At 59.3% G+C, this 26,207-nt stretch carries 22 protein-coding genes, 1 tRNA gene and 1 riboswitch; of the genes, 15 read left to right on the plus strand and 8 right to left on the minus strand.

All coding sequences use genetic code 11. The features are described from left to right. The first annotated feature begins 186 nt into the window (after positions 1-186). The 8 genes from G5171_RS10645 to G5171_RS10680 all read left to right on the plus strand — a co-directional run bounded on the left by G5171_RS10645 (position 187) and on the right by G5171_RS10680 (position 10,556). Positions 187-1,248: a porin gene (locus G5171_RS10645; protein WP_216952723.1), complete on the plus strand. Its 1,062-nt coding sequence runs from the start codon at positions 187-189 to the stop codon at positions 1,246-1,248. A 119-nt stretch (positions 1,249-1,367) separates the two neighbouring features. Beyond that, entirely contained in the window at positions 1,368-2,288 is a 921-nt protein-coding gene (locus tag G5171_RS10650) for an ABC transporter substrate-binding protein (RefSeq protein WP_421260158.1), read from the plus strand. A 33-nt stretch (positions 2,289-2,321) separates the two neighbouring features. Continuing rightward, positions 2,322-3,200 (plus strand): DMT family transporter, encoded by an 879-nt coding sequence (locus G5171_RS10655; protein WP_421212206.1) that lies wholly within the window; start codon positions 2,322-2,324, stop codon positions 3,198-3,200. A 435-nt stretch (positions 3,201-3,635) separates the two neighbouring features. Next, positions 3,636-5,102, plus strand: coding sequence for a glutamate/gamma-aminobutyrate family transporter YjeM (gene yjeM / locus G5171_RS10660; RefSeq protein ID WP_421212205.1), 1,467 nt, complete (start codon positions 3,636-3,638; stop codon positions 5,100-5,102). Between the two features lie 258 nt (positions 5,103-5,360). Next, complete coding sequence (pbpG, locus tag G5171_RS10665) at positions 5,361-6,272, plus strand: D-alanyl-D-alanine endopeptidase (RefSeq protein ID WP_421212204.1); 912 nt, start codon at positions 5,361-5,363, stop codon at positions 6,270-6,272. Between the two features lie 222 nt (positions 6,273-6,494). After that, the gene (locus G5171_RS10670) at positions 6,495-7,532 is read left to right on the plus strand and encodes an acyltransferase (RefSeq protein WP_421250854.1); all 1,038 of its coding nucleotides are present in this window, start codon (positions 6,495-6,497) and stop codon (positions 7,530-7,532) included. 294 nt (positions 7,533-7,826) lie between these two features. After that, positions 7,827-9,869 (plus strand): TonB-dependent receptor, encoded by a 2,043-nt coding sequence (locus tag G5171_RS10675; RefSeq protein ID WP_421250855.1) that lies wholly within the window; start codon positions 7,827-7,829, stop codon positions 9,867-9,869. A 63-nt stretch (positions 9,870-9,932) separates the two neighbouring features. Further along, a complete protein-coding gene (locus tag G5171_RS10680; RefSeq protein WP_421260159.1) occupies positions 9,933-10,556 on the plus strand; it encodes a PepSY-associated TM helix domain-containing protein in 624 nt (207 codons plus the stop codon). A gap of 238 nt (positions 10,557-10,794) precedes the next feature. Here G5171_RS10680 and G5171_RS10685 read toward each other — a convergent pair. Beyond that, positions 10,795-10,880, minus strand: a tRNA-Leu gene (locus tag G5171_RS10685). A gap of 143 nt (positions 10,881-11,023) precedes the next feature. Here G5171_RS10685 and G5171_RS10690 point away from each other — a divergent pair. Then, complete coding sequence (locus G5171_RS10690; protein WP_421172973.1) at positions 11,024-11,557, plus strand: RDD family protein; 534 nt, start codon at positions 11,024-11,026, stop codon at positions 11,555-11,557. A 74-nt stretch (positions 11,558-11,631) separates the two neighbouring features. Here G5171_RS10690 and lptG read toward each other — a convergent pair whose 3' ends face one another. Then, positions 11,632-12,702, minus strand: coding sequence for an LPS export ABC transporter permease LptG (gene lptG / locus G5171_RS10695; protein ID WP_421250857.1), 1,071 nt, complete (start codon positions 12,700-12,702; stop codon positions 11,632-11,634). 25 nt (positions 12,703-12,727) lie between these two features. Beyond that, complete coding sequence (gene lptF, locus G5171_RS10700; protein WP_005342794.1) at positions 12,728-13,840, minus strand: LPS export ABC transporter permease LptF; 1,113 nt, start codon at positions 13,838-13,840, stop codon at positions 12,728-12,730. A gap of 172 nt (positions 13,841-14,012) precedes the next feature. Here lptF and pepA point away from each other — a divergent pair, with 172 nt between their 5' ends. The 3 genes from pepA to G5171_RS10715 all read left to right on the plus strand — a co-directional run bounded on the left by pepA (position 14,013) and on the right by G5171_RS10715 (position 19,068). Then, complete coding sequence (gene pepA, locus G5171_RS10705; protein ID WP_005336423.1) at positions 14,013-15,521, plus strand: leucyl aminopeptidase; 1,509 nt, start codon at positions 14,013-14,015, stop codon at positions 15,519-15,521. Positions 15,522-15,695: 174 nt separating this feature from the next. Next, positions 15,696-16,151, plus strand: coding sequence for a DNA polymerase III subunit chi (locus tag G5171_RS10710; protein WP_288729200.1), 456 nt, complete (start codon positions 15,696-15,698; stop codon positions 16,149-16,151). Between the two features lie 64 nt (positions 16,152-16,215). Next, positions 16,216-19,068, plus strand: coding sequence for a valine--tRNA ligase (locus G5171_RS10715; RefSeq protein WP_376895333.1), 2,853 nt, complete (start codon positions 16,216-16,218; stop codon positions 19,066-19,068). Positions 19,069-19,135: 67 nt separating this feature from the next. Here the strand turns inward: G5171_RS10715 and G5171_RS10720 are convergent, their stop codons facing one another. After that, positions 19,136-20,122 (minus strand): sodium:calcium antiporter, encoded by a 987-nt coding sequence (locus tag G5171_RS10720; RefSeq protein ID WP_421205710.1) that lies wholly within the window; start codon positions 20,120-20,122, stop codon positions 19,136-19,138. Positions 20,123-20,210: 88 nt separating this feature from the next. Then, a riboswitch (yybP-ykoY riboswitch) is annotated at positions 20,211-20,317 on the minus strand. A gap of 169 nt (positions 20,318-20,486) precedes the next feature. Between G5171_RS10720 and G5171_RS10725 the strand changes: the two genes are divergently transcribed. Beyond that, a complete protein-coding gene (locus G5171_RS10725; protein WP_064335210.1) occupies positions 20,487-21,074 on the plus strand; it encodes a superinfection exclusion B family protein in 588 nt (195 codons plus the stop codon). A gap of 96 nt (positions 21,075-21,170) precedes the next feature. Here the strand turns inward: G5171_RS10725 and G5171_RS10730 are convergent, their stop codons facing one another. The 4 genes from G5171_RS10730 to G5171_RS10745 form a co-directional block, all read right to left on the minus strand. Continuing rightward, positions 21,171-22,025, minus strand: a complete 855-nt coding sequence (locus tag G5171_RS10730; RefSeq protein WP_337073165.1) for an AraC family transcriptional regulator — start codon at positions 22,023-22,025, stop codon at positions 21,171-21,173. Between the two features lie 4 nt (positions 22,026-22,029). Then, complete coding sequence (locus G5171_RS10735; protein WP_005342775.1) at positions 22,030-22,527, minus strand: GNAT family N-acetyltransferase; 498 nt, start codon at positions 22,525-22,527, stop codon at positions 22,030-22,032. Positions 22,528-22,609: 82 nt separating this feature from the next. Beyond that, positions 22,610-22,897 carry a hypothetical protein gene (locus tag G5171_RS10740; protein WP_216979668.1) on the minus strand — a complete coding sequence of 96 codons (288 nt, stop codon included), beginning with the start codon at positions 22,895-22,897 and terminating at the stop codon, positions 22,610-22,612. Between the two features lie 59 nt (positions 22,898-22,956). Beyond that, a complete protein-coding gene (locus tag G5171_RS10745; protein ID WP_216979669.1) occupies positions 22,957-23,481 on the minus strand; it encodes a GrpB family protein in 525 nt (174 codons plus the stop codon). A gap of 613 nt (positions 23,482-24,094) precedes the next feature. On the opposite strand from G5171_RS10745, the gene G5171_RS10750 reads away from it, so the two are divergent. Further along, a complete protein-coding gene (locus G5171_RS10750) occupies positions 24,095-25,318 on the plus strand; it encodes a hypothetical protein (RefSeq protein WP_337073083.1) in 1,224 nt (407 codons plus the stop codon). A 109-nt stretch (positions 25,319-25,427) separates the two neighbouring features. Further along, positions 25,428-26,207 (plus strand): substrate-binding periplasmic protein, encoded by a 780-nt coding sequence (locus G5171_RS10755; protein WP_005342772.1) that lies wholly within the window; start codon positions 25,428-25,430, stop codon positions 26,205-26,207.

A 26,207-nucleotide genomic window follows, 5' to 3' on the forward strand; every position in this document is an offset into this window, starting at 1 on the left:
CGGCATTCTACCACAAGGGCAAACCTTTGCGCACAAAAGTAGCTGCCAGGAGCATAAATGTAGCCAATTCATCCAATTGCAACCCAATTGCCATCGACTCTTCATCCAGTTGTCACCCCGCTGTCATGCCTCCTCCCTAGGATGGCCCCGTCTTCAAAACAAAAGCTTGCAACACAAGGGATTAAGATGAAAAAGCTGACTGTAGTGGCACTGGCTCTGACTGCCGCCTTCCAGGCACAAGCCGTTGAAGTATATAAAAATGATACCGCCATGCTGGACCTGTATGGACGCATCTACGCCGGTCAATTCTTCGGCGACAAGAAAGAAAACGTCGATACCGCCAACCCGAATGGCACCAAGGATTACAGCGCCAAGCAAGGGGCCAACCAGTTTGTCCGCTTCGGTGCCAAGGCCGAGACCCAGATCCAGAGCGGTCTGAAGGCGCTGGCCCAGTACGAAGTGCAGATGTACATCAACGACAGCGAGAAGACCATCAGCGAGAGCTCCGACAACCTGCGTACCCGTCTGGCCTTTGCCGGTGTGGGCGCTGACTGGGGTACAGTGACCTTCGGCCGCCAGAAAGGTGCCCCGGGTTTCCTGGCGGACTGGACTGATGTCTCCCTCTCCGACGGCTACGGTAACGAAGCGCTGGGTGCAAAAACCGACACCTTCGCCACCAACCGCGCCGGTTCCGTACTGAAATACTCCGGCCTGTTCAATGGCTTCCAGCTCGACACCAGCTACAAGTTCGACGGTGGTGACACCGAAGAGACTACCAGCAAGGATAGCGACGCGGCCTACGGAGCAGCCGTGGCCTATACCTTCCCTTTCAACCTGTCGCTGGGTACCGCCTATAACGTCGGCCTGCGCGACAAGAGCGGTGAAGAAGATGCAAAACTGTGGCTGATCTCCGCCAAGTTTGACAACAAGGCCGCCTACGCCGCCCTGAGTTATGCCGATGGCAGCGACTTCCTGGCGACCGGCACCGATCACACCGGTTGGGAAGCCGCGCTGGGCTACAACTTCGAGAATGGCTTCGGTCTGATGGCGCTGTGGAACAAACAGGAGCAGGACAAGGCTGGCACCAAGAAAGACAATGTGGATTACTACACCCTGGGAGCCCAGTACAAGTTCAACAAGAACCTGCGGGTGATTGGCGAGTACCGCATCAACAATCTGGACAGCGTTGCCGGCAAAGCGACCGCCAACAAGGATGACTTCCAGCTGGCTGCTCGCTACGACTTCTAATCGAGGTTTTCTGATACCCAAAGCGCGATGGCTTGCCATCGCGCTTTTTCGTCGCTGTTGCTCAGAAAACCACAAACTGGCCTAGGCTCAAGAGTAGATGTATCGCCGGAGAGATGATCATGGTCAGGCTGCTTTTCGTCCTGCTGTTGCTGCTGGCTCTTCCCGCTCACGCCCTCAATATCGCCATGGTGCTGTGGCGTGGCGAAACCGCCGCCGAGGCGGGCTTTCGGGCCGAGCTGACCCGACTTGGCTACCAGACCACCATCACCATCTACAATGCCGATCAGGATCGCACTGCGCTGGCGACCATGCTGCGTCAGCAGATGCTGCCGAAACTGGCGGAGTACGACTACATCTACACCTTCGGTACCACGGCCACCACCATGGCAAAGAGTCTGATAGCCAATCGAAAACCCATGATCTTCAACGTGGTTTCAGATCCTGTAGGGGCAGGCTTTCTCTCTGAGGACAAAACTCAGAACAGCATGGTCGCCGGAGTAAGCAACATGGTACCCATGGCGCTGCAACTGGCCAATGCCAGCAAGTACCTTCCATCGAATAAACGGCTGTTGCTCCCATTCAATCCGCGGGAGCAGAACACCCTGCTGGTGGCCGACATGCTGATCAACGCGGCCAAAGGTTACCAGTGGCAAGTCGCAACCTGGCGCATTGCACCAGATCCAAAGCGACTGGAGACCGAGTTGAAGCGACTGCAACAGGATGCCAAAAACGACATCGTCTTTCTGGCCGCAGACAGCTATCTGCTCTCCATCGCCCCCCGCCTGCTGAATGTACTCAACGAAGCTGCCATTCCTACCATCTGTAGTGCCGAGCTGTTCGTAGAGCACGGCTGTAGCGTTGGCACTATCAGCAGCTACGAGGCGCTGGGCAAGATGGCCGCCGGGATCATCCATCGCCATCAGCAGGGAACAGAGTTGCAGGATATTCCGCTGCAGACCGACCCCCATCCCAAACTGGTGTTGGGGCAACTGGGTAACGCCACCACGCAGGAGGCGAGCCCCGAAAAGCCGAAGCCTTGATAAAGATCTCGGCCCATCAGGCTCCGGGCGGGTATGCTGTTGACCCCCATCGCCCGAGAGCCCTTTCCCATGAGCACCACCGTCTTTTTTGCCGTTCTGCTGGCAGCCCTGCTTCACGCCAGCTGGAATGCGCTGGTCAAAATTGGCGAAGAGCGGCTGGTGGGCGTGTCACTGGTGGCGATCTTCTCAGGGCTTATCGCCGCCGTCGCACTGCTGCCCATGGGGCTTCCCTCCGCTGCCGAGCTGCCCTGGCTCGGCCTCTCAGTCCTGCTCCATACCGGTTACTGCCTGTTTCTCAGCCATGCCTACAATCAGGGCGATTTTGGCCAGATCTATCCGCTGGCCCGTGGCAGTGCTCCGCTGCTCGCCATGGTGTTAAGTGCCATGTTGCTGGGGGACTACCCCGGTTACGGCGGCATCATCGGCGCCTGCGTGCTGATCATGGGAGTCTTGCTGATGGCCTGGCGAGGTGGGCAGCAACGCCTTGACAGCAAAGCGGTTCGGGCGGCACTGATCACAGCTATGTTCACGGCGATCTATACCCTCTCGGATGGGGCCGGCGCCCGCGCAGGGGGTGAGCCGGTACGCTACACACTCTGGCTCTTTGCCTGTACCGGGCTGGCGATGCTGTTGGTGCTGATCGTCCACCAGAGGCGCAACGCATGGCGCCAGATCCGTCGCCATGCGATGGCGGGAATTGCAGGAGGTGCCATGTCACTGCTCGCCTACGGGATTGTTATCTGGGCCATGACCCAAGCTCCCATTGGCGTAGTCGCGGCTCTGCGCGAGAGCAGTGTGCTGTTTGCCATGCTGCTCTCGGTCTGGCTGCTGAAAGAGCCGCCCGGGCGCATGCGGCTGACGGCGGCGGCCATTATCACTGGCGGCGTGCTGCTGACCCGGCTGGGAGGATAAGCGCTGTCGCCATTGGTGCGAATTTATCAGGCAGGATGGCGTAATTCACTCCGCCAAATATGCCGAATACGAATAATGGAAATAAGTCTCGAACCTGGCGTAAATGTTTACATCCGCAACGTATCAATTAACTGGCAGGCCTGTTTATTTCAACCACAGCTTCATTCGGGAAACTTACCTGCCCAGCAGCATTAATGATAAAATCGTTCACAGTTAATTTTCGGCAACGCTGACCAATACCGCGCATGGCACAGACCATGCCGCTCCACCCATACATTCATTGACCGCCTGACGGGTAAGCCAGCCCGGTCAGAGATGACCCGATCGCGCCCGCCACAGCAGGATGGCATGGCGCTACCGCGTTATTAATGGGTCCGGTTTCGTCTGTTTAATTTTTGATTATTTTAAATCCAGCACCATCAGGGAGTTTTTAATATGTCGGCAAAAAAGCTGAAGTTGGGCGCTTTTATATTGATGATATTAACATCGGTATTTGGCGTCACTAATATCGGGATCGGTTTTTACCGAATGGGATATGCCGCCATTCCGATGTTCGTCATTGGCGGTCTGTTTTTCTTCATCCCGTTCATTTTGATGATGATTGAGTTTGGTACCGGCTTTCGCAAAGAGGCGGGCGGTATCTTTACCTGGATGCGCCACTCGGTCTCGACCCGATTCGCCTTTATCGGCCTGACTATGTGGTTCGCCTCCTACGTCATCTGGATGTTTGGCAAAGCGCTCTCCATGTGGGTGCCCCTCTCCTTCATGCTGTTTGGCCGCGACATCACCGTCATCCCGGTCACCCTGGGCACTGAGATCGACTTCGGCCCCTTTATTCTGGGGGTCGTTGCCATCGCATTGGTTGCCACCGTCACCAAGCTCATCACTCTGGGTAGCGCCCGCTTCGCCAAGGTGGCGGCCATCGGCGGTCTCTCCGTGGTGGCACTCAACGTGTTGCTGCTGGTCGGTGGCGTCTTCACCTTCGCGGTGAGCGGCATGACCCTGCAGGAGCCCTTCACCCAGGCATCGCTGACGGCTTCTCCCAATGCCGCTTTCAACGACATCATCCCCTTCCTCGGCTTTATGGTGTTCGCCATCTTCGCCTACGGCGGGGTCGAGGCGATGGCCGGGGTGGCTGACGAGCTGGAAGATCCCGAGCGCGACCTCAAGCGCGGCATCTTCCTCTCCGGCGCCTTCATCGTACTCTGCTACATCATCGGCTTTCTGGCGGTCGGCTCCATCATGCGCTGGAGCGACTTCCCGGCCGAGGGGATCACCTCTCTCTCCGCCCTCTTCATCATCATGCTGGAGCTGGGGCGCCATCTTGGTGGCGAGTGGCTGGGACAGGTGTTCATGCGCTTTGCCGGATTGGGCATGTTCCTGAGCTATCTGGGTGCCTTTATCGCCCTCTCCTACGCGCCACTGCGCCAGTTCATCACCGGCACCCCGAGCTACTTCTGGCCGGAGCGTTTACAACGCGAGAACGAGAATGGCGTGCGGATTGAAGCCCTCAAGGTGCAAGCCTGGGTGGTCTGTCTGTTCATTGCCGCCAAGTCCATTTTTACCCTGATCAACCCGGAAGGGGCCGCCGCCCTCTATGAGCTGATCATCACCATGACCAACGTCGGCATGACCCTGCCCTACATGTTCCTCATCTACGCCTGGTATCGCTATCGCAACAACCCGGCGCTGGGCAAGGACCTGATCTTCTTCAAGAGCGCGGGCTCGGTACTGCTTGCCACCATCATCAGCCTGATCCTGGTCGCCTTCGGCAACGTCTTTACCGTGGTCGCCCCCTTTATCTCCGGCGATATCTCCACCGGCGTCTGGACCATCATTGGCCCGCTGCTGTTCGTGGTGATCGCCATGCGCTTCAAGATCAAGCAGGAAGATGCCCACTAAACGGTAGCAATGCTCCATGCCAATCGGGACTATTCTGGTCCCGATTTTTTTAGCGCCTGCTTCCGCTCGCCATCACAACCAGCCCATAGTTTCAATGTAAAAGAAGACTCCATGGAGACCATATTTACGCTCTCCTCGTCGTCAGAGCGCGCTCAGCGCCGTAAATTATCAATATCAAGGTGAGAATGATTGTGAAGCGCCAGTTCACGACATATAACTTAGCGAGATGTCCCTGTATTTCGTCCGGTAGAGCTGATCATGATGATGCGTTCCCTCCTTCCTCTGTTGCTTGGCGCAGTAATGTTGCCGGCCACTATGGACAGTGCCCATGCCAATCCCTTTTCCGCCAGCAGCAAGAGCGGCAGCGGCTTTCTCGAGCGACGGGATGTGCCCAACCTCAGCTCGGCCGCTTTCGTGGTGGCCAACCACAGAACCGGCGAGGTGATCTCCGAGCGCAACGGCAACCGGGTAATGCCCATCGCCTCTCTCACCAAGCTGATGACGGCGCTGGTAGTGCTGGATGCCAACCTGCGCCTCAATGAAATGCTCACCGTGACCAATGCCGACATCGACCGCATCAAGGGAACCGGATCGCGCCTAGCCATTGGCTCGAAGCTCAGCCGCGCCGAAATGCTCCATATCGCCCTGATGTCCTCTGAAAACCGCGCAGCCTCGGCGCTGGCCCGCCACTATCCCGGCGGCCAGCGTGCCTTTGTCGAGGCGATGAACGCCAAAGCCCGCATGCTGGGGATGTGGAATACCCACTACGCCGACAGCACCGGGCTCAACCCGCGCAATGTCTCCACCGCGCAGGATCTGGCCAAGCTCGCCGCAGCAGCAGCCTCCTATCCGCTAATCCGCCAGTACTCCACCGACGAGCAGAGCTATGTGCGTACCAACAAGCGCCAGCTGCACTACCTCAACTCCAACCGGCTGATCCGCGAGGGGCAGTGGGAGTTCACCCTCTCCAAGACCGGCTATATCCGCGAAGCGGGCCGCTGTCTGGTGCTGGGCACCAAGGTCAATCACGAACCGGTGATCATGGTGCTGCTCAATGCCGAGACCACCAACGATCGGGTCGCCGATGCCAAACGGATCAAAACCTGGCTGGAGAGCTCGGGCAGAACCACCCTTGCCGCCAACCAGAGCAGCATGCTGACTCACCAGTAAGCTCGAGATCCCCAACCAAGCGAGGCGCCCGCCTCGCTTTTTTATCTACATGAGCGCGCCCAAAAAATGGGATCCAGTTCCCGCTACAGGTAACACCTTCCGCCATCCCGTTACAAAACTTAACTACTCAACAGCGTGAATCACACTAATAGAATCAATTGGTTGTAACCTGGCAGCGAGAATTTTAGCGTGCCATCACAACCCCTGTAACGACGAGCCACCATGCGCATTTCCAGTATCGAGTGCGGGCGGGTACTGACCATTCTGGCCGTGATGACCATTCATGTATCCCCTTTCGACAACCCCTTCAATCCCGCCCTGTGGGGAGGCGAATCCTGGCTCTGGCTAAGCGGCACCATCAACCAGTTATGCGGCTTTGCCGTGCCGCTATTTTTCCTCTGTGCCGGTTATTTTCTGCAGCCGAGACTGAGTCGCGAGGCGCCGCTGACCGTGACCTGGCGCTACTGCCGCCCCTTGCTGCAGCTCTGGCTGGTGTGGAGTCTGGTCTACCTGCTGGTGCCGTTCAATCCGCTGGATGCCGTGCAGCAAGGCTATCTGGCCTCCCTGCGCGGGCAGTGGCAATTCCAGCTCGGCGACCCCCTCAATGGCTGGCTGGTGGGCGGCATGATCCACCTCTGGTTCCTGCCAGCCCTGGTCATGGCGGTGGCCCTGCTGGCACTCTGCTACCGGCTTGGCAGACCATCGCTCGCCCTCTGGCTGGGTCTTGGCCTCTACCTGCTGGCGCTGCTGGGGGGCTCCTATGCCAAGCCGCTGCTGGGCGCCGAGTGGCCACTGCTCACCCGTAACGGCCCCTTCTTCTCCCTGGTGTTTGTGGCGCTCGGGGCCCTGCTGCGCCAGCTTCAGTGGCAACCGGATGCCCGCACCGGCTGGCAATTGCTGCTGGCGGGCGTGGCGCTCTATGGCTGTGAAGCCTGGGTGCTGCAGCACTTTGCCGCGGTACCGCTTACCCGCCACGACTTCCTGCTCGGTTCCCTTCCCTGGGCCCTCGGCCTGTTTGGCCTGCTGCTGGCCAACCCCGAGTGGGGCAAAGGCAGCTGGCTTGAACGTCAGGCCCCCAAAGTGCTCGGGATCTACTGCCTGCACATGATGCTGGTGCTCTGGCTCTTCGTGTTTGGCCCGCAGGGCGCATCCATCCCGTGGGAGATTGCCAAGGTGCCGCTGCTGCTGGGAGCATCTCTGCTGGCCTATCGCCTGCTGGCGGCCCAGCCCCTCACCCGCCGACTACTGCGCACCCACTGAGTCCGATATCCGGCCCGTCCTATCGGGCCGGATGCCTCTTCACGTTTTGTCCCTTTCTCTTCCGCTACGCCCTTTTTCCCTCGCTTCGTTCGCGCGGTTTGCTGCAATGGCTCTGCTTTTCAGCCGAGCTCCCCCCGACCGCACAACCCGCCTCCAATACCCCTATCCATTTTCACCTTGCCAGACAAATGAAAATCAATATCATTGGCATCCCGCTTAAGCGGGTCAGGCTAATTATAATTAAATCAATATGTTCGAGCCGTCAGGTCGACATACAAAGAGTCAATATTGAATATGCAGCACCCTCACTTTCGCAGAACCCTGGTCTCGCTGGCACTGCTGGGCACCGGCTTCACAGCCCAGGCCGCCGATGAAACCATGACAGTGGTTGGCAAACGCTCCCAGCATCAGGAAGTTGCCACCGCTACCCGTACCAATACACCAGCCAAGCTGGTTCCCCAGACCATCGACAGCGTCAAGGCCAGCGAGCTGACCGCCTTCGGCCAACCGACGCTGAGTGAAGCCCTGAGCGGCATCCCCGGTGTCAACGCCAGCGGTGACACCCGCTTCGACGGGGTCAATATCCGCGGCTTCAGCGCCAGCAACGACTTCTATCTCGACGGATTCCGCGACGACATGCAGTACACCCGGGATCTCGGCAACATCGAGCGGGTGGAAGTGCTCAAGGGCCCGGCCGCCGTGCTCTACGGCCGCGGCAGCACGGGGGGCATCGTCAACCGGGTCAGCAAGAAGCCGCAGAAAGGGCAGGAGTCCAGCGTCACCGCCCGGGTCGGCAGCTTTGACAGTCAGCGACTGGCCGCCGACCTCAATGGCGAGGCGAGTGAGCAGGTGCAACTGCGCCTCAACATGGCGCAAGAGGACAAAGATAGCTTCCGCAACGGCGTGAAGAGCAAACGCACCCTGCTGGCTCCCTCCGCCAACTGGGAGATCAGCGACAACCTCAACTGGCTGGTGCAGTACGAGCGCAACGAACATGACCGCACCCCGGATCGCGGCATTCCCGGGGTCAATGGCCGACCGGCCGATGTGCCGCGGGAGTATGTTTACAGCGATACCAGCCGTGACTTCATCGATGACGTGGCGCAATCCACCCGTTCCCGCCTCTCCTGGGATATCAACGATCAGTGGCAACTGCGCCAGCAGCTCGGTTACTCCACCCTCGACAGCCAGTTCGACAACACCTATGTCACCAGCGTCAAGGGGGATCAGGTGACCCGCTCCCGCTGGCAGCAGGATCTGAAAGCAAAGAACCTGATCAGCAATACCGAGGCCGAAGGTCTGTTCCAGACCGGCCCGGTGGAACATCGCCTGCTGGCCGGCTTCGAGCAGAACTGGCAGGAGCGCACACCCAAGCTCTACCAGAACGCCACCGCCATCCCGTCCGGCAACCTCTACGACCCGGGCTCACTGCCTACCTACAATGGCGCCATGAAGCTCTCCAGCGACGCCAAACACAAGGTGCGCGGCAATGGCCTCTATCTGCAGGATCAGCTCAGCCTGGGTGACTGGCATCTGGTTGGCGGGCTGCGCCGTGACGACTTCACCGTCACCAGTCGCCGCTACGACCTCAACAAGGAGGAGAGCGTCTCGGTCAACAGCCTGAGCCCGCGCCTCGGTCTGGTGTGGAATCCCCTCGAGGATCACGCCTTCTATACCTCCTACAGCAAGACCTTCACCCCGGTGGGCGGCGAGCTGATCGGCATCACCCCGGGCGACAAGAACAACGGGCTGGAACCCCAGCACACCCGCCTCTACGAAGGTGGCGTGAAGAGTGACTGGCTGAACGGCAAGCTGGCGACCACCCTCTCCCTCTATCGACTGGAGATGTACAACAAGCGCACCAAGGATCCGCTGGATCCCACCAAGGTGATCCTCACCGGCCTGCAGCGCACCGAGGGTGTCGAGCTGAGCGCGCGCGCCGAGCTGACCGAAGAGATCTACCTGCGTGGCGGCTTCGCCATTCAGGATGCGGAGCAGGTCAAGGCGGATGCGGATCTGCAGGGCAAGCGCCCGATGAACGTCTCCCGCCAGAATGGCCAGTTCTATCTCGGCTACAAGAGTGGCGAGCAGGGCTGGTTCGGCGAAACCGGCGTAACGGCGGTGGGCGATCGCTTCGCCGACAACGCCAACACCACCACACTGCCCGGTTACGCTCGCTTCGATGCGCGCGCCGGTTATCGCTGGCAGCAGTGGGAAGCCGAGCTGAGCGCCGAAAACCTGACCGATCACGAGTACTTTGTCAGCGCCACCAGTGCCACCCAGATCATGCCGGGTACGCCCCGTCAGCTGAGTCTGACCGGTACCTACCGCTTCTGATCTCTGTGACAACCACCCCGACTGGCCAGCCCCTGCTGGCCAGTTTTTTATGAAGCAACCACGATGAAACACAGAAGAGTTCCCCTTCACAACAACAAATGGGTACGCCGCCTCCATGCCTGGGCCGGTTTTTTTACCCTAGCCCTGATACTGATGTACGGCATCACCGGTCTCTGGCTGCAACACCGTGCAGTGTTGCCCATCCCCGGCCCCCACACCGACAAATCGAGTGAAGAGATAGTGCTCGAGGCGCCACTCGCCAGCCCGGAGCAGCTGAAAAGCCTGCTGCAACAGCGCTATCCCGATACCTTTGCCGACGGGCGAACCATGATCACCCCGGCCCAGACTCTGCCCACCCCGAACGGCCTGCTCATCCTGCCCGCCAAGTGGGAAATGCGCGGCGTCACCCTCAGCCAGAGCGTGGCTGCCAGCCATGTTGAGGGTACCCTGCTGGTACGTACCGACCTGCAACTGGCCAACTTTGCCGCCAGCCTCAACCGGCTGCACCGCGGCATGGGCACCGGCCTCGGCTGGCAGCTGTTTGGCGACCTCGCCGCCCTGGCTCTGCTGCTGCTCGCCCTCACCAGCCTGTTTATGTGGACCAAGCTGCACGGTCCCCCCAGAGCCATCATAGCGCTGACGCTCGCAGGTACCCTCGGTACCCTGCTGTTTGCCCTGCTGGGATAGCGCGCGACCATGCTACTGCGTAGCAAGGAAATGAAAGAAAACCGCAATAGAAACAGACCGCTGGCGGTGATGCCGTCAGCGGCTATATCAAGGAAAGGAAATAACGGAGAGCGGCAAAAGAGAAGGGATACCAAGAGGTAACGGGAAGTATTGCCAGCTCAACAGTAACGCTCCAATGCGCAGGAACGCCAAAAAACAAAAGGCCATCATTGCTGATGGCCTTTTGTCATGAATTTGATGGTGCCCGGGGTCGGACTCGAACCGACACGGTTATTCACCGGCGGATTTTGAATCCGCTGCGTCTACCGATTTCGCCACCCGGGCAACTGCGAGGGATTATACGAATGGCGCGATGCCATGCAAGGTGTTTTTCGATTGAACACACCCGTTTGTTCATTTATTCAACGCCTTGCCGATGCGGGGCCAGTTACATAGAATGCCGCCATCATCTTAATGGAATAAAAACGATGGCCAAGCCTAAAAAAGTCCAACAAAAATCCCCCTCTCCTGCCACTCAGCCATACCCGTCAGCGGGTCTGCTGCGTCGCCTCGGCGCCCTGATCTATGATGCGCTGGTGGTGACCTCACTGCTGATCATCGCCGGCTTTATCGGCATGGGTGTCGCCAAGCTGCTGCTGGTCACCGGCATGGCCAGCGTACCGGCGGGTGAAGATACCGTCTGGTTGCTGACTCGCCACCCCCTGAGCCTGATCTACACCCTCTGGCTCGCCTTCGTCATCTGCGGTTTCTACACCTGGTTCTGGACCCGCGCTGGCCAGACCGTCGGCATGCGCGCCTGGCGGCTGCGCATTCAGAACGAGGATGGCAGCCATATCCGCATCACCCAGGCGTTGATCCGTCTCGCTACCGCAGCCTTTGGTCTGGGCAACCTGATGTGCCTGTTCAACCGCAAGCGCCCACGGGCGTTCCAGGATATCTGGGCCGAGTGCGAAGTGATCGTGCTGAGCAAAGAGGCAAATCTGGAATTGTTGAACAAGTAATCCCGGATCAATGCAATAACGAAAGAGGGCACCAACAGGTGCCCTCTTTGCATTTCCTCATAACCTCGTGCGGATTACTGCTTGCGGCTGAGGATGTAGAAGGAGATGCCGCCAAACAGCAAGCTGGGCGCGATAGCCGCCAGAATCGGCGGTACCGCATAGACCAGACTGATGGGGCCAAACACCCGATCACTCACATAGACGGCGAAGCCGGTCATGATCCCCATCAGCATCCGTGCCCCCATGCTCACCGAGCGTAGCGGGCCGAAGATGAAGGAGGATGCCAGCAGGATCATCGCCACCACCGAGAGCGGTGACAGCAGTTTGCGCCACATCTCCAGCTTGTAGCGACCGGCATCCTGCTTGTTGGCATCGAGATAGCCGATGTAATCGAGCAGACCGGAGACCGAGAGGTTCTCGGGGTCGATACTTACCACCCCCAGCTGCTTGGGCGTCAACTCCGAGCTCCACTCCATCGTGGCGTGCTGTTCACTGCGGATCTGCGCCGGATCGTCGAAGCGGGTAACTTGCGTCTGCTTGAGCAGCCAGTGATGCCGTTCAAATACCCCCTCCCGTGCCTGCACCACGTCGATCAGCTTGCGCTCGGGGGTGAAACGATAGAGGGTAATGCCGGTCAGGGCGCCATCGTTGCGCACCCCGTTGATATTGACGAAGTTGTTGCCATCCCGTGCCCACACCCCGTAGGCCGAGACGGTAAGCCGTCCTTCCGACATGGCACCGGCACGGATATCATCCGCCATCCGTTTGGCGACAGGGGCCACATACTCCCCCATCAGTCCTACCAGGATCATCAGCGGGATTGCTGTCTTGAGCGCCGCCATCACAATACTGATCTTGGAGCGACCCGCCGCCTGCATCACCACCAGTTCGGAGCTGGTCGCCAGCTGGCCAAGACCGATCAGACCACCCAGTAGCGCCGCTAGCGGGAAGAAGAGCACCGCCTCCTTGGGCATGGAGAGCAACACATAGTAGAGAGCATTGATCATGTCGTAGTTGCCCTCTCCGACAGACTTGAGCTGTTCCACATACTTGATGAGCGCCGCAAGACCAACCAGCGTGAGCTCACACAGCAGGATCGACATAAAAATGACCCTGCCGATATATCTATCGAGAATGCCAAACATCAGCGGTAGTTCCTATGTGGCTTCATCATTTTGATTTGTTTATGAAATATTTGCTCTTTACCCCGTTCCACCAGCTGGTGCCCTGCAAATTGAGGGGCAGGCCAATAAACAGCAGATAACCGAGCGGAACCAGGAACATCCCCGGCCAGTAGGGCAACCGACCACTGTCGATAGCCGAGCGGGCGGCACTGAGCAGCAGGAAGTAAGAGAGATAGAGCATGATGGCCGGCAACAGCTTGGCATAACGCCCCTGACGGGGGTTAACCCGAGCCAGCGGAACTACCAGCAGGGTGAGCACCGGAATGGAGAGAGGCAAGGAGATACGCCATTGCAGTTCACCCATCATGTCGTTTTCCTGGGTACCCAGCAGCTCCATAGTGGGTTTGGCCGCCGCCTTGCGGTTGGAGCGCTCCATCTCCTGCTGACGGATCACCAGACCATACTCGCGAAAATCGGAGATCTGGAACTGCTTGCCGGAGAAGTTGCCTTCATAGCGGGAACCATCCTTCAGAGTCAGCCACTGAAGACCATTCTCATCGATCGTCACCACCCCTTCGCTGGCCACCACCACCGAAGGGGGGTTGCTGCCTTCGGCCCGCTGCAAGATGAAGATCTTCTGCAGCTTCGAGCCGTTGTCGTTCAAATCCTGGATGTAGGCAACCAGGCGCCCCTTGTCGAGCTCCATAAAGCGGCCAGCCTGCAGGAAAGAGATCCCCGGATCCGACTTGAACTCGTCGATCACCTGATACTCTCGCTCCTTGGCTTGCGGGGCGATCCAGCCGGTGTTGAACGCTGCGACTGCGGCGGTCAGCAAGGCTAGCAACATGGCGCTGCGCATCACGAAACGGTGACTGAAACCGACCGCATGCATCACCGTCATCTCGCTTTCGGCGTAGAGGCGACCATGGGCAAACAAAATGGCTAAAAAGAGACTGATAGGCAGCATCAACAGCGCCATATTGGGCAAGTTGAGCAGCAGCAGGGTGGAGACCAGACGTGTCGGCACCTCGCCATCGGCAGCATCACCGATGATCTTGATAAATTGTTGGCTGACAAAGATAAGCAGCAATACGAATAACACTGCCAGCTGGGTTTTCAGGGTTTCCCTGAACAAATATCGGAAAACGATCACAGTCATTCCCAAGTAAACTTGTGTTTTTAGTCGAATGCCTGAAAAATAGGGCCGTATATTGGATTTTTACCAGTTTGAACTGCGGAGCCTGTGGCTGTTCGCTCCGCCTCTGATACCCCAACAAGCACCGCATTATTCAATAAAAGGTGCCTTTTGTCTTTAGGATGTAGGAGATTCCATGGAGTTCAGTGTAAAGAGTGGCAGTCCAGAGAAGCAACGTAGCGCCTGCGTCGTAGTCGGCGTATTTGAGCCGCGTCGCCTCTCTCCGGTTGCCGAACAACTGGACAAGATCAGCGATGGCTATATCAGTTCGCTGCTGCGCCGTGGCGACCTGGAAGGGAAACCAGGCCAGATGCTGCTGCTGCATCAAGTACCGGGCGTGCTCAGCGAGCGCGTACTGCTGGTCGGATGCGGCAAGGAGCGGGAACTCGACGAACGCCAGTACAAGCAGATCATCAACAAGACCATCACCACCCTGAACGAAACCGGCTCCATGGAAGCGGTCTGCTTCCTCACCGAGCTGCACGTCAAGGGTCGGGATACCTATTGGAAGGTGCGCCAGGCGGTAGAAACCACCAAGGCGGGCCTCTACAGCTTTGATCAGTTCAAGACCAACAAAGCCGAACCACGTCGCCCGCTGCGCAAGCTGGTGTTCAACGTGCCGACGCGTCGGGAACTGACCATTGGTGAAAAAGCCATCGCTCACGGTCTGGCCGTGGCCAAGGGTGTGCGGGTCTGTCGCGACGTGGCGAACATGCCGCCCAACGTCTGCAACCCGGCCTATCTGGCCTCCCAGGCCCGTCGTCTGGCCGATGCCTACGACAACATCACCACCAAGGTGGTGGGCGAGCAGGAGATGGCCGAACTCGGCATGAACTCCTATCTGGCGGTGGCCCGCGGCTCCGACAACGAAGCCATGATGGCCATCATCGAATACAAGGGTCATCCGGATGCCAAGCCCATCGTGCTGGTCGGCAAGGGTCTGACCTTTGACTCCGGCGGCATCTCCATCAAACCGGCCGACGGCATGGACGAGATGAAGTACGACATGGGTGGCGCCGCCTCCGTGCTCGGTACCATGCATGCGCTGGCCCAGCTGCAACTGCCGATCAACGTCATCGGCGTGCTGGCAGGCTGCGAGAACATGCCGGGTGGCAACGCCTATCGCCCGGGTGACATCCTCACCTCCATGTCCGGCCAGACCATCGAAGTGCTCAACACCGATGCGGAAGGTCGTCTGGTGCTGTGTGATGCGCTGACCTATGTGGACCGCTTCGATCCGGAAACCGTGATCGACGTGGCGACCCTGACCGGTGCCTGCGTCATCGCGCTGGGCCACCACACCTCGGGTCTGCTGGCCAACCACAACCCGCTGGCCCACGAGCTGCTCAACGCCTCCGAGCAGGCGGGTGATCGCGCCTGGCGTCTGCCGCTGTTTGACGAGTATCAGGAGCAGATTGACAGCCCGTTCGCCGACATGGCCAACATCGGCGGTCGTCCGGCCGGTACCATCACCGCGGCCGCCTTCCTGTCACGCTTTACCAAGAAGTACAACTGGGCCCACCTGGATATCGCCGGGACCGCCTGGAAGAGTGGCAAGGATAAAGGCTCCACCGGGCGTCCGGTGCCCCTGCTGACCCAGTTCCTGCTGAACCGGGCTGGCGTGGATATCGAAGAGAAAGAGTAACTCTCCGGTCCCTGCCGATGGCTGCATCGGAAGGGTTGGCGTTACCCTGAACCACAAGGAAGAGGCCCGCCTCTTCCTTGTTTCATTCTTGAATCAGTGAGTTGCGGGCGGGAAATGCCCCGTCAGCCTCATGAGGCGGTCAACAGTCCGTCACCGCAAAACGGGATCAACCTGATGAGCCAAGTGACCTTTTACCTGATGAGCGAACAGGATGACACGCAGGCCTCTGCGGTCGAGCGACTGGCCTGTACTCTTGCGGCCGAGTCGTGGGGCGCGGGCCATATCTACCTGTTCTGCAACGATGAGGCCCAGGCCCTGCGTCTGGACGAGCTGTTGTGGCAACTGCCACCGGAGCGCTTCGTGCCGCACCAGCTGCAAGGCGAAAGCGGTATGGCCCCGGTGGAGATCGGCTATCAGCCACCGAAACGGCGCTACGCCCGCCTCATCAATCTGGCCACTGCGACACCTTTGTTTGCAGGACACTTCGCTCAAGTGGTAGATTTTGTCCCCACTGACGAAACACAAAAGCAGCAAGCTCGCGAGCGCTACAAGCACTATCGCCAGGCAGGCCATGCCCTCGAAATGAGGGAGCAACCCGTCCTTGCCGCACCGGATCCGGCGCAGCCCTGACTGCAACCAATTGATCCATAAAGAATCAACACCAGACTCCATCCATCCAGATTACGGCGAGACCATGGAAAAGACTTTTAATCACAACGCCATCGAACAGGCGCTCTATCAGCACTGGGAAGCACAGGGTTACTTCAAGCCCCACGGCGACACCAGCAAAGACTCCTTCTGCATCATGATCCCGCCGCCGAACGTCACCGGCAGCCTGCACATGGGTCACGCCTTCCAGCAAACCCTGATGGATACCCTGATCCGCTACAACCGCATGCAGGGCAAAAACACCCTGTGGCAGGCAGGTACCGACCATGCCGGTATCGCCACCCAGATGGTGGTTGAGCGCAAGATCGCCGCAGAAGAGGGCAAGACTCGCCACGATTACGGCCGTGATGCCTTCATCGACAAGATTTGGCAGTGGAAAGAAGAGTCCGGTGGCACCATCACCCGCCAGATGCGCCGTCTGGGCGACTCCGTGGATTGGGAGCGCGAGCGCTTCACCATGGATGAGGGTCTCTCTGCCGCCGTGCAGGAAGTGTTCGTCCGTCTTTACGAAGATGGCCTGATGTACCGCGGCAAGCGTCTGGTGAACTGGGACCCGAAACTCAACACCGCCATCTCCGATCTGGAAGTGGAGAACCGCGAGATCAAGGGCCACATGTGGCACCTGCGCTATCCGCTGGCCAACGGCGCCAAGACCGCTGAAGGCAAGGATTACCTGATCGTCGCCACAACTCGTCCGGAGACCATGCTGGGCGATACCGCTGTGGCCGTGAACCCGGAAGACCCGCGCTACAAGGCGCTGATCGGCCAGCACATCCTGCTGCCGCTGGTGAACCGTCTGATCCCCATCGTTGCCGACGAACACGCCGACATGGAGAAAGGCACCGGTTGCGTGAAGATCACCCCGGCCCACGACTTCAACGATAACGAAGTGGGCAAGCGCCACAGCCTGCCGATGATCAACATCTTCACCCTGGACGCTCACGTGCGTGCCGAGGCCGAAGTGGTCGACACCAACGGCAACCCGAGCACCGCCTACGATGCCGCCCTGCCGAGCGAATTCGCCGGTCTGGAGCGCTTCGCCGCCCGTAAAGCGATTCTGGCCAAGCTGGAAGAGCTGGGTCTGCTGGACGAGATCAAGGATCACGTGCTGCAACAGCCTTACGGCGATCGCGGTGGCGTGCCCATCGAGCCGATGCTGACCGACCAGTGGTACGTGCGCGTGGCACCGATGGCCAAGACTGCCATCGAAGCGGTGGAAGATGGCCGCATCCAGTTCGTGCCGAAACAGTACGAAAACATGTACTTCTCCTGGATGCGCGACATTCAGGACTGGTGCGTTTCCCGTCAGCTGTGGTGGGGTCACCGCATCCCGGCATGGTATGACGACGCCGGCAATGTCTACGTGGGCCGCAGCGAAGATGAAGTGCGCGCCAAGCACAGCATCCCGGCCGTAACCGTACTACGTCAGGACGAAGATGTGCTCGACACCTGGTTCAGCTCTGCTCTGTGGACCTTCTCCACTCTGGGCTGGCCGAACAACACCGAGGCACTCAAGACCTTCCACCCGACCGACGTGCTGATGAGCGGCTTCGACATCATCTTCTTCTGGATTGCCCGGATGATCATGATGACCATGCACTTCATCAAGGACGAAAACGGCCAGCCGCAAGTCCCATTCAAGACCGTCTACATCACCGGTCTGATCCGTGACGAAGAGGGCCAGAAGATGTCCAAGTCCAAGGGCAACGTGCTGGACCCGCTCGACATGATCGACGGCATCTCGCTGGAAGATCTGCTGGAGAAGCGCACCGGCAACATGATGCAGCCGCAGATGGCCGAGAAGATCGCCAAGCGTACCGCCAAGCAGTTCCCGGAAGGGATCGATGCCCACGGTACCGACGCCCTGCGCTTCACCCTGGCGGCGCTGGCCTCTACCGGTCGTGACATCAACTGGGACATGAAGCGCCTGGACGGCTACAACAACTTCTGCAACAAGCTGTGGAACGCCTCCCGCTATGTGCTGATGAACACCGAAGATCAGGACTGCGGTTTTGCCGGTGGCGAAATGCAGTTCAGTCTGGCGGATCGCTGGATCCAGTCCCAGCTGCAAGTGGCCATCCGTGACTTCCGTACCGCCCTCGATACCTACCGCTTCGACATCGCGGCTGGCGTGCTGTACGAATTTATCTGGAACCAGTTCTGTGACTGGTATCTGGAGCTGACCAAGCCGGTACTGACCAAGGGCTCCGAGGCCGAGCAGCGCGCTGCCCGCCATACCTTGGTGACCGTGCTGGAAACCCTGCTGCGTCTGGCGCACCCGATCATCCCGTTCATCACCGAGACCATCTGGAAATCGGTCGCCCCGCTGGCTGGCGTACACGCCGACACCATCATGATTCAGGCCTTCCCGGAGTTCGACGCCGCCAAGGTGGACGAAGCCGCGATGGCGGATCAGGAGTGGGTGAAGGAGTTCATCGTCAGCATCCGCAACATCCGCGCCGAGATGAACGTGGCCCCGAGCGTGCCCCTCAACGTGCTGCTCCAGTGCGATGCCAAGGATGCCCAGCGCGCCGCTGACAACGAGGCCTTCCTCAAGTCGCTGGCCCGTCTGGAATCCATCCGCGTACTGGCGGACGGTGAAACCGCCCCGCTGTCAGTGAAGAAGCTGATCGGTGCTACCGAACTGATGATCCCGATGGCCGGTCTCATCGACAAGGACGCCGAACTGGCCCGTCTGGCCAAAGAGGTTGCCCGTCTGGTGGGCGAGTGCGGCCGCATCGAAGGCAAGCTTGGCAACGAAGCCTTCGTTGCCAAGGCGCCGGAAGCGGTCATCGCCAAAGAGCGCGAGAAGCTGGAAGATTACCGTCTCCAGCTGACCAAGCTGGAAGCCCAGCAGGCCGAGATCGCCGCGCTGTAAGCACCGCCCTAACCGATACAACAAAGCCCCCTGCCAAGGGGGCTTTTTCATATCCGCGCTTCCCGTTTCAGCTCACCAGCAGCCAGCCGCAGAAGCCGAAATAGAGCAGCGCGGCCAGTACCAACCGCTCTGCGGTCATCACTCCCTTTCTGAAGCCCCACCAGAGCAACCCTACCGCCAGTAGCGTGACCAACGAGGAGGCCATCATGGCGCCATCCAGCAGCCAGGGGGTAAAGAGCAGACAGAACGCCTTGGGGATAGTGCCCTGGATCATCATGGCCCCGGAGATATTGGCCAGTGCCAGCCGGTTCTTACCCTGTCGCACCCAGATCAGCACGTTCATCAACTCCGGCATCTCGGTCGCCACCGGGCTCAGCAGCAGGGCCGCCAGCACCGGCGAGAGGCCAAACAGCTCGCCCATGCTCTCCAGCTGATGAACAAACAGCTGCGCCGCCAGCGCCACCACTACCAGCGCCGCCAGCGTCTGCAGCAGCACCTTGCCAAGGGGCGGGATCCCGGCATTTGGAGCCAGCTTGAGGGGCTCCGGCAGCTCGACCTCATGGCTGTCGCTTTGTTTCAGCTCGCGCCTCACATAAACGAGGTAGACCAGCACGAACAGAGGCGCCAACCAGCTCTTGCCGGTGAAGGCGACCAGACCCAGCATGGTCGCCACCAAAAAGATCCCCATAAACCAGCGCTGATCCCGGCCAATCTCGCGCTGTACCTCCCCATTGATGGCGCGCTCGGTACGCCCCATGCAAAGCAGCAGAGTGAGACCGACTGCACCATAGCCGATGGTGGCCAGCACCAGCGGCCCGCCGAGGGCGGCGCCGATGCCGATCTCCTGCTGGACGGTCGTGTTGCCCATCAGCAGGGCGGTCAGGGTCACGATGCATTCGGGCAGGGCCGTACCCAGTGCAGCCAGCAGCGAACCAGTGGCACTTTGCGAGAGTTTGAAGTGGTGTCCGGTCCATTCGATGCCGTTGACGAAGTATTCGCAGGCAAGGTAGATGGTGACCGCAGAGACGAGAAATAACAGCAGGGTAATCAACATAATAGATACCGCCAGGCGAGCAGAATAACCGATGGACCCGACATGGCTCGCCCGGCTGGCGTGCATATCGAGGCCAAAGGTCTTGCAGAGCGATAGTGCCTATCGCCGCCCATGCCATGGATGCGAGGATCCAAGAGTGTTGACATGGGCCCGGCCCGGAATACGGGCGGGTTGCTACTCCCCAATGACTGAGGGGACGTTTTACCAACTCGACCGTCACCTCACAAGGCAAATTACTGATAACTCATTCAATAAGTTGTAAGGAAATGTATCGCCAGCCTCCCCTCCCAGGCGCCATTACGCTGTTGGCACACCGATTGCTGTAGGTAGTTCACTATCCACAACAGTTTGGGAAGGATGAACAATGAAACGGTGGATCCAACATTTCTATCAACTGAACCGCCTCAATTGGCTGATGGTCTGGTTGTTGCTCTGCTGCAGCATCATTCTGCTGTTTCCGGCCGGGCTGATGAAAGGGGCCGTCAGCCAGTGGGCTGCGGATCATGCGGCCTGGCTGGGGGTCGGCATGCTGATCGCCATCTCCTACTTCTGCAGTCAGGGCTTCCTGATCGCCTGGGAGTGGGCTTGCGAAGAGTGGCAGGCGCGCCGTCAGCAGGACCAGCTGGCCCAGATGATCGGCTTCCTCGACTTCAACGAAAAGGCGGTGCTGCGCGAGTTCGTGCTACAGCGTAAAAGCGTCATAAACTTGCCGATCACCGAGCCCGCCGTCAAAAACCTGATGGATGCCGGCGTCCTCACCTATGCCTACGGCAAGCCGACCCGGGATAAGGATGACGAGAACCAGATCCGCGCCCTGATGATCGCCCTGCCCGCCCGACCGCTGCTCACCTACAAGGTGCTGGGGCTGTCGCGTGGCAAGATGAGCGACGAACAGGTGGAGCAGATCATGAACGCACGTCCCAAGTTCGCCCAGAAGGGGTTCCAGCGCTAAACGCCACCCAACCGCCAGATGCAAAAGAGCCGGACACTGTCCGGCTCTCTAATTTCTGCGCGATGCTCTGTACCATCCCTTACGTCTTGTTGTGCCCTAACCCTTTAGGCTGGAGCAAAAGCTCACATCCGCAACCTTGGTCAGCGGATCGAAGCTGTGATAGAGCTCGAAACAGGGTCGATCATCAAATTCGAAACCGGCCGCTACCACCTCACCGATATGTTGCTGCCAGAGTGCGGGGTACTGGGCCGGGTCGGTCACGGTAAAACGTGACTGGCCATAGCGGCCGCCCGCCAGCAGCTGGATCTCCACATTGCCGCGGCCTTTGGTCCCCGCCGGCACGGTGACGCAAATATCGGTGCGGCACTGCTGGGGAGCCGTCACTTCGGGGTTGTCGTGGTAGATGAAGATCCACTCCCCTTCGGCCAAGCCCAACCCGACAGCCCATTGATAGAGCTGGTCACACACCGGCTCATAGCCTATGCCGTAAGGGCCGGTGACCCGGATATAGGCCAGAGTGCGCGCAGCCATCTGTTCGGTTTTCATCTGTAGCCTCCTTTCACTGGAACGGCCTTCAGCATAATCAGAGACCCGGGCAGCCGCGTGTCCATTCTTGCTCAGTTGCAAGAGTGACGGCTGGCGGCGCAACATCCCCGGTGCCATGGCAAACTGCTTGCGAAACGCCTTGGCAAAGGCCTGTGAGCTGGCAAAACCGGCCGAGAAGGCAATCTCGGTGATCGGGTCGCGACTGTAGCAGAGAGAGCGAGCAGCCCGCTCCAACCGCAGGCGGCGCTGCATCTCGGCCGGGGTTTCACCGGTGACGGCGGTAAAGACCCGATGAAAGTGATAGCTGGAGAGCGCCGCAAGACTGGCCGCCTCACTGAGGCAGAGCTCGGGATTCTGCTCCAGCGCCCGGATCACCGGGCGCAATCTGGCCTGATAATCGACCATGCCGTTAGCGACTGACGCTCCCCGCCACTCTGGCCATATAGAGCGCATCCACATAACGCCCCTGGCGGAAGGCATAGTCACGGGCTCGCCCCTCCTCGGTAAAACCGAACTTGCGATAAAGCGCCTGTGCGGCCTCATTGTCGGTATAGACGGTCAGCTCAATCCGGTGCAGGTTGAGCCAGTTATCGGCCATCTCCAGCACGGACTCCAACAAGGCCGAACCAACCCCCTTGCCCGCCCAGTCATCCCGCACTCCCATGCCGATACTGGCCACATGCTTGCGTCTGGGATTGGGCTCTACGTGCAAGGAGATCTGGCCCACCAACTGCCCCTCCACCTCAGCGACCAGTGACACCACTCCACTCTGTTCCAGCCGCTGTTGCCATACCCCCAGGGTCGGAAAAGGCAGCTGCAAGGTGCCCGCCTGGGCATTGGGCATGGCGTAGAGATCCCGCAAGGCGGGGGCATCTGCGGGTTCGGCATGACGAATAGAAATACGCATATGAGGCTCCTTCTCGAAGCCTTCATCATGCAATATCCGACGTGGTTACACATCCCCCACCTGCACCTATTTGTCTTGCCTATCAAGGGGCGATGAAAAAGCGATTGACCCATCGCTGGGCAACGCTCTGGACCGGTTCTGTGTCTGCGAGGAGAAAAACCATAACAGCAAGAACACTGCACAGCGACAGTGATGCCCCGTGGTCGACAACAACAGCCTTGCTACGCACCTGATGCGTGCCCTCATCAATGTGGAGAATAACGCCATCGATGCGGCCCAGCTCGATCTCCTCTAGCAGGCCGACATTGATTACGCCAAGCGGGTCGAGCTGGCACTGGTCACCTTGCTGCGCCGACTCACTAGCTGGCAAAAACCATCAGCAACAAAACGGGGCCATCAGGCCCCGTTTTCCGTTGCATACACGCTCGCTCAGAGAGCAGGCCCCAGCCCAGCCAACCACCGCAGCGCGCGCGTCTCATGCTCTTTCACAAAGGCATTCTTGCCCGCACAGTAACGCTCGATATCATGCTGACAGCTCGCAGCTAACGCCTGCTTCAACTCGGCGTATTCCCTGCATGCAGCCGAGTGGGCTCTTAGATAGTCACGAAAGGCCAGATGGCGGCGCACATGGTCATCCCCTTGCAAGAAGGCGTGGATCTGGTGAGTTCTCTCATCACCCCCCTTGCGGAAATAGCGGCGACGCGCAATCCCGCACTCCCCCATCGCCTCATAACCCAGCACCTCCATTTGCCCGTTCTGCTCATCAAGCCGATCCAGTGATGACACCTCCAGCATGATGTCAATGATGGGCTTGGCCGCCAGACCAGGGACCGAGGTACTGCCAATGTGGTGGACAGCCAGCAGGCAATGATCCAGCACACTGCGCAGTTGGGTCTCTTCCGCCACAAAGTGGACTGGCCATTGAGGGTTGTAGGATACGACGTCGACTCTCACGATTTTAGCTCTCTGGATAATTGCCGATGGCATCGGGCAACAGGGTATGCGATGGCTGGACAAGATAACCAGACGGCCAGCTACACGACAAATGACCAGCAACAAAAACGGAGCCCGAGGCTCCGTTTTTCAATGCGTTATCAATCCCGGACAGAACGCGCTTCGCGCTCTTGCCGCTCCCTTGCCAACAGGCGTTTGTACCACCAGCTACTGCGACGACGTTGTGCATTGGAAGAGCGACGAGCCATTTCTTAGGTTCCAGCCAAGAGTAGAAAGGAGCTGCATTATGCGACAGGGATCACGCCTATGTCTTTAGCTGGATCAAGAAAAGCCTCGCTGATCCCCTCAAATCATCTTCGTATCCTGCGACCATCTGGCTACTGGCAACACCATCCCTGAGCACACCAGGCCAGCGGGCTCACTCAGACCAGCAACCCGGCCCGAGTTTACTTGACGGATAATCATACAGCCTGCTGGTATTGTGGAGCCAATATGGTAGCCTGCCAGCGCCTGCGGGCAGTCTCTCGCTGCCACGCGCAAACTCCCGGTGAATTTGTCGCTTCCTGACAAAATATAACCTTATTTATCAAATCGTTATTTGGATCTTATCCCAATGCGTATCATGCCGTTGCTCAAGGCGGCCTGCCTGAGCCTGATGTTGTCCGCCTGCGTTGCCCCATTGCTGATGATGAGCCCCACCAGCCAGCTGATGTGGGCTCTGCTCAAGCCGCTGGTCGGCTTTGACCCGAACGAGGTCAATCTGTTCGAACAACCCCTGATCAAGGATCGGATGACCGCCATCCTTGGTCCCCACTACGACAGCACCATGCAGTTGCTCAAGACGGCCGACAGGCTGCAACAAGAGGGGCCGCTTTTCTATGTGGTCTCCGAGTATGCCCCCGTGCCGGATATCGCCAGACAGGCGGGGATGGTGTGGAACTCGCAAACCAACCAGATGTCGGTATTGCTGCAAAAAGGGGATGGCACCACCCAGACCTTTGGCGAAAATCTGGCGGGCACGGCTCCGACCTGGCCAACCGCCATGCAGGGCTGGCAGAACCCAACCAGCCTGCTCAATCCGGCGGCCAACACCCTGAGTGGCGCGGCGACCAGTCAGAGCGACGCCTCCCCCTTCTCCCTTGGTAGCGCACTTGGCACCGTGACCCGCGGTGTCACCGGCTCGTTGACCAACAGCGCTAGCCAGGCCATCAGCGGCGCAGCCGCCAACGCCACTGGCCAGGTCACGCAAGCGGTGAGCCAAGGCGCGACCGACCTGACCCGCAGTGCAACCACCGCACCGGCCAAGCAGGCATTCAGCAGCACCGCTGCCGCCGTGACGCAAGAAGCGACCAAAGCCGTTGCCACTCCAGCCAAACAGGCTGTCAGCAGCGCTACAGCGACCGTGACGCAAGAAGCCACCAAGGCCGTTGCCACGCCTGCCAAACAGGCGGTCAGCAGTGCCGCCACGACCGTAACGCAAGAAGCCACCAAGGCCGTTGCCACGCCTGCCAAACAGGCCGTCAGCAGTGCCGCCACGACCGTGACGCAAGATGCGACCAAGGCCATTGCCGCACCTGCCAAACAGGCTGTCAGCAGTGCCGCCGAGACCGTGACACAAGAAGCAACCAAGGCCGTTGCTGCGCCAGCCAAACAGGCTGTCAGCAGTGCCGCTGCGACTGCAACGCAAGAAGCGGCCAAGGCCATTGCCGCCCCTGCCAAACAGGCTGTCAGTGCCGCCCCCCATACGGCCGGAGAGAGCATCGCCGATACCGCCAGAGCGGCAGAAGCCGAAGCGCGTGCCAAGGCTGAGGCGGAGATGGAAGCCCTGCTGAAATAATTCGGCAGGTCACCGCGCGGTGGCCTGTTGCGTTATCCGCGACCCGACTATGAACTTCTGGCCAAGGACACATAGACTGATAGGTAATTCACTGCACAAGGAGTGCGCCATGCGATCCCTGCTCGTGGTCCTTATCGCCCTGATTCTGCTGACCAGCTTCCCCGCACGGGCCGCCTTTATCTATTACTCGGAGCAGAACATGCCCCTCAACGGGCTCGACAAGGAGGGAAAGCCCATCGGGCTGGCAGTAGAGTTACTGCGGCTGATCTGGCGTGAGCTGGGGGAGCCGGAGCAACCTATCCAATTTATGCCATGGGCCCGCGGTTGGTATCTGCTGACCCAGCAACCGGAAGCAGTTCTCTTTACCACCGCCCGCACCAAAGAGCGTGATCCCCACTTCCTCTGGGTTTGCCCCATCAGCCACTCGCGAGTGACGCTGGTCGGACGCAAGCAGGATGCTCCCAGAGTCACCGACAAGGCAGATCTGGCTAAACTGCAGGTCGGGGTAATGCAGGCTGACGTGGGGGAGCAGCTACTGCTCAACCGCGGCATCAGCCCGGGCAACATGATGGCAGTGGAGCGCATGGATCAGGTGGTACGCCAGCTCATCATGGCACGCACCGATCTGGTGGCAGGCAACGAAGTGATGTTATTCCATCAACTGAAAGCGCTGGGATTCGCGCCGGAAGATTTCACCTCTGTCGCTGTGCTGGAAGAGCAGGATAACTGCTTTGCCTTCAACCCGCGGGCGGATCGGCAGCAGATCGCCCGGTTGCAGCAAGCCCTCGACCAAGTACGTCTCGGCAACCAATACCGACAGTTGATGGAGCGCTACCAGCGACTCAGTAACCTGCCCCAAAGCGATAAGCCGTTACCGCGGATCGAATAA

The organism is Aeromonas sp. 600774, assembly GCF_049175075.1.
In the GTDB taxonomy this organism is placed as follows: domain Bacteria; phylum Pseudomonadota; class Gammaproteobacteria; order Enterobacterales; family Aeromonadaceae; genus Aeromonas; species Aeromonas veronii_A.